Here is a 3725-nt window from a genome sequence, read left to right as displayed (position 1 = left end):
TGGCCCAAGGATGCAGGGGGCGTTCGGCTTGCCCGAATCCCCCCTGCCAGTGTGATCGCCGCGCTCGCGCGGGGATCTCCGAACCCGTGTCGATCCAGTGGCCGCTAACGCGACCGGGGGCTGTCTGCCCCCGCGCCTGGCGGCGCTCCCCCGAGGATATTTTCAGGAAGATGAAAGGGCGGAGCCGTCCCCCGCAACAGGGATCGTTACCCGAAGGGCCGAGACTCGGCCCGCTGACCGACATGCGGCCGCGGTGCGGGTTGGCTCGGAGAGACAAGTCGCGCCGCACCCGGGCCGCACGAGGGCAGGGGGGCGAGGCTCGGGGCGCAGGCCGGTGCAGCCGGCCGGAGCCTAGAGCCCGGTCCCGAAAGGGAGTTGCCTGCAAAAGAAAAGCCCCGCGCAAGCGGGGCCAGGGTTTCGATGATAGATCAGGCCGCAAGCTGAAGGCGCAGCGTCGTCTTTTCACCGGCACGAAGCGGGAAATAGGCGACGGCGAAACCGCAGTCGGCAAGGAAAGAGATAATCCCAGTCGCAGTCTTGAACTCTCTCACCTTGAACCCGCCCCGCGCGGCATCCATCCGTGCAGTCACCAGCATCTGAACATCGCCGGATGGATCGACACTCTTCATGACCCAAAGGCCGTGCCAGCTCGGCCCCTTGCGGAATGGCTGTTCACGGCATTCGATTTCGAGCTGGCCGCCATGTTCCAGGCTTTGCCGTAAGCCCTGCTCGCTGATGACATTCGGGGTAAGCTGGATCTTGTCGGCCACTGAAATTCCTCGTCTGCTGCACAGCAATATTATAGCATTGCAGACAGAAAGTGCATCACTGAATGGCGGATTCCTGCCACTGGGATGCACTGGCGATGAAGGGCATGGGGGCTGTCTGCCCCCGCGCCTAGCGGCGCTCCCCCGAGGATATTTTCAGGAAGATGAAAGAGGCTAAACCAGATCGCCCTTGATCGGGTCGGTTCGCTCTGCTGGCCGCCAGCCTGAATCGAAGAGGGATACGGTTGAAGCCCCGAGATCGACGGGCATCAGGCCCGCTCCGGCTCGGTTCCAATTCCGTAAGGGTGTGCGGGACCGTAGCGAATGCCGTCCTGCTCAAAGAAGCCCATGCTCCCGAGTAGCCAGGCGCGATGAAGCGCGCTGCCGGCGAACACGCGGCGGATCGAACGGGGGATATGCCTGCCCGCGTAGCCTGCCAGATAGGCGCGAAGATAGATGCTCTGCATCATGTCGAAAATTCCTTTGTAGCCAGAATACTAGATGGAAGGGCGGGCCGGAAGGCCCGCCCGACGATCAGGCGCGGGGCTTGTAATAGACACAGTATCCGGTGGGGATGTTCGTGCCGGAGCTGGCGAAGCTGCCCACGGGCAGATCGCGCCAGTCGCCAATTGTGGTGCCGTGGTCGTAGTAGGCGGACGCGGGCAGGATGCAGACCAGACAGCCGCCGGGCTTCAGGAATTTCACCGCGTGATCGAGGTGTTTCTTGTAGTGCCGCCCATAAAAAGGGGGGTTCATGACCACTTTGTCAAACCGCGGATCGGGCGCGACCTGAAGGAAATTCGCGGTCATGACGTGATGGCCCTTCGCGCGGGCCAGATCGGCACGGGCGGCGTCGTATTCAACTCCGGTGACGGACACGGCCCGGCTCATCCGGTTTTCGCGCAGATCGGCGTTGCGCCGGGCCAGCTCGTCCATCAGTGCGCCGTCGCCGCAGGACGGTTCTAGGATTTCCTCGCCGCCGCTGAGGTGCAGGGCGTCGATCACGGTTTCTGCCACGGGCCGGGGGCTGGCATAGAATTGCAGATCGCGGGCAACTTCGGTGCTTGGCCGCTTCGCCTCGGCCTCGTTTGGCGCGTCGGGCAGCACTTCGCCATAGAACTCGGCCAGGGCGCGGTTGATGTCTTTTCGGCCCTCGGGATCGAAAATCAGGTGGGCGTTGCCATTCTTGAAAACGCGGATGATGCCACCGCAGAAATCAGCCTCGCCGTGGCGCTGCGCCTCGTCCATCGTGTCTTCAAACTCGCGGTAGGTATAGCGCGGCTGGCTGCGATAGACGCGCAGGGCGTTGAGGGTATCTTTCACCCGCTCCCGGCCCCAACTGTTCCAGCCGGTGACATAGGAAACGATGATCCGTTTCGGCAGACCCTCAACGCCGATTTTCACTTTGGAATGGCTCTTATAGGCCGGGTCCAGATCGGTGAAGCATTCGGCCAGCCCCTTGAGGACGTGAAAGCGTTGATCGAGCAAATAGCTCCCGAACACCTCAGCGATATTTTCCAAGGTGAAGGGCAGGGGGTTGGTCAGCTTCAAGTCGAGCTGTTGCCGGTCCTTGGCGCTGGCGATGTTCTCGATATTCAAGCCTTCGTAGACGTGTTTCCATGCGGATCGCAGGAGCGTCAGGCGCACGTCGCGCTCGTATAGGCTCGGATCGGTCGCAAAGACGCGCCCGCCGTAGGTGCCGCCGATGCAAGCGGCGGCATTGATCGCGGTTTCGGCCTTCTTGAAAGCCCCGATGGCGCCGGGGATGCTTTCGGCCTTTGCATCATACTCCGCGACAATCTCGGAGAGACTGCGCCGGATCGCCGGTGCGCCGTGGTCCTTCTGGTCGGTTTCGCCAATCTTCGGAAATTCGCTGTGAAATGTCATGTTCTCGTCTTTCATCCTTGGCCCAGGAACCGCTCGCCAGCGTTCGGGCCGTATTCGATCACTTCCCAAACCTCGTGCCCGGTGCGGCTGGCGTAGCGCCATGCCGTCGCCTCGTCCTTGTGGACGCGGGGCAGGTCGTCGGGGTGTTCGCGGGTCTCAAAGGTGCGCCAGCTCATGCCTCGGTTCCCCGAGGCATGGCTGCGAAAAGGTCGTCGTTGTCCCAAGCCGGGTGCGATTTGGCGTCGGGCAGGGGATCGACACCCTTGGTCTCGATCACAAGACGGGCCGTGCGCTCGCAAGGACAGCCATAATCGTTGCGATAGTTCTCGCGGATTTGGACTTCGTAGCGGTTCGGCGTCTCAGGGATCGGCGCGACGGTGTAACGCTTGGGTGAGGATTTTCGGCCCAGCCAATCCGCGCCCCATGTGGCGGGATGCTTGTCGCGCTGATACTCGATGCAAGCCAGAATATTGCGCTTGTCGGAGGCGGTCAGGTGCCGCCCCTCGATGAGTGAAATCTGCGGTTTCATTGGGCCTTCTCCTGAAGGTAGGTGCGATACCCCTTCTGATCCGTGCTGCCGAAACAGATCACATGCTGATCGGCCAGATGGCGCAGGTCGCAAAGCGCATACTCCATCAGATCGGCCACATGGCCGGAGGCGTCAGGATAGAGCGCGGTCAGTGCATCAAGGATGCGCTCTGCCTGAATGGCGGGGGTGTTGTTGGGGGCACTCATGCCCCCATCTCCGTCCAGTCAGTTGCCCAAGTATCCATCGTTGCGACGGTTTTACCCTCGGGATCGAGCAAGCGCAGATCGGGCTTGTGCGTGGCGGCTGCGTGATGATCGCGGCCCATCTTGCGCAGCAGGTCGGGGTTGGCGGAATAGACCACTTCCGCGCCGGGCAGCCCGTCATATTCGGACCATAGAGAAAAAAGACGTGCGGACATAAATCGTCCTCCTTGTGGTGATGCCCTATCGGTCTGGTGCCGAAAATTGGGGCGGGGTTTCTGGCGAGGACCGCTGCAAGCGGCCCTCTCCTGAAAGCCTGCCTCCCGGCGAGGGCAGGAGGGG

The 3725-nt window shown here is 62.1% G+C and carries 7 protein-coding genes; all 7 read right to left on the bottom strand.

Annotation, left to right across the window (positions count from 1 at the left end; all coding sequences use genetic code 11):
* Window positions 1-428: 428 nt before the first annotated feature.
* Window positions 429-770 carry a hypothetical protein gene (locus BLS57_RS19485; RefSeq protein WP_093744249.1) on the bottom strand — a complete coding sequence of 114 codons (342 nt, stop codon included), beginning with the start codon at window positions 768-770 and terminating at the stop codon, window positions 429-431.
* A gap of 266 nt (window positions 771-1036) precedes the next feature.
* Entirely contained in the window at window positions 1037-1237 is a 201-nt protein-coding gene (locus BLS57_RS19480; protein WP_093744248.1) for a hypothetical protein, read from the bottom strand.
* A 64-nt stretch (window positions 1238-1301) separates the two neighbouring features.
* Window positions 1302-2654, bottom strand: coding sequence for a class I SAM-dependent methyltransferase (locus BLS57_RS19475; protein WP_093744247.1), 1353 nt, complete (start codon window positions 2652-2654; stop codon window positions 1302-1304).
* Window positions 2655-2665: 11 nt separating this feature from the next.
* A complete protein-coding gene (locus BLS57_RS19845) occupies window positions 2666-2830 on the bottom strand; it encodes a hypothetical protein (protein ID WP_157903888.1) in 165 nt (54 codons plus the stop codon).
* Complete coding sequence (locus BLS57_RS19470; RefSeq protein WP_093744246.1) at window positions 2827-3183, bottom strand: hypothetical protein; 357 nt, start codon at window positions 3181-3183, stop codon at window positions 2827-2829. Before BLS57_RS19470 ends, BLS57_RS19845 begins: the two co-directional genes overlap by 4 nt.
* Window positions 3180-3389, bottom strand: a complete 210-nt coding sequence (locus BLS57_RS19465) for a hypothetical protein (RefSeq protein WP_093744245.1) — start codon at window positions 3387-3389, stop codon at window positions 3180-3182. The genes BLS57_RS19470 and BLS57_RS19465 overlap by 4 nt, the downstream gene beginning before the upstream one ends.
* On the bottom strand, window positions 3386-3601 hold the full coding sequence (locus BLS57_RS19460) for a hypothetical protein (protein ID WP_088716850.1): 216 nt from the start codon (window positions 3599-3601) through the stop codon (window positions 3386-3388). The genes BLS57_RS19465 and BLS57_RS19460 overlap by 4 nt, the downstream gene beginning before the upstream one ends.
* Window positions 3602-3725: the final 124 nt, after the last annotated feature.

This window comes from Sulfitobacter delicatus, assembly GCF_900102535.1.
Taxonomy (GTDB): domain Bacteria; phylum Pseudomonadota; class Alphaproteobacteria; order Rhodobacterales; family Rhodobacteraceae; genus Sulfitobacter; species Sulfitobacter delicatus.
Note: the sequence above shows the minus strand (reverse complement) of the source record. Positions and strands in the feature narration are given on the sequence as shown.